Origin of the sequence: Verrucosispora sioxanthis (assembly GCF_010560025.1) — a bacterium.
GTDB classification, from domain to species: domain Bacteria; phylum Actinomycetota; class Actinomycetes; order Mycobacteriales; family Micromonosporaceae; genus Micromonospora; species Micromonospora palythoicola.
In genome coordinates this window covers 1-275 of the sequence record NZ_SAIY01000035.1, presented here as the reverse complement: position 1 = coordinate 275, position 275 = coordinate 1, and the positions used below count along the sequence as shown (strand labels likewise).

1 protein-coding gene is annotated in these 275 nt (G+C 64.4%); it reads right to left on the bottom strand.

What is annotated here, in order from left to right:
• On the bottom strand, positions 1–275 hold a 275-nt coding region (locus ENC19_RS29210; protein ID WP_164450249.1), incomplete at both ends, for a mycothiol transferase.

The window sequence follows — 275 nt, the reverse complement described above, 5'->3', positions numbered from 1 at the left end:
ACCATGATGGCGAACAGGTTCGTGTCGGCATAAGGCTCCGGCCACCACGGCACGTGGCCAGGAGCGTCGAGAGGAAGCTCGTTGATCGTCGCGTCCGAGTGTTCCCACGTGCGCCGGTAGAACCCGATGATCTGATCGCGGGTCTCGTCCTCAGTCGCCCACAGATCGCTGCCGTTGGCATCCTGCCACCGGGGCAGCGGTTCCGGGCAAGGGCGGTCGAAAACCTCACCGAAGTACCTGGCCTCGACGGTGGCCACGTGCTTGACCAGACCGAT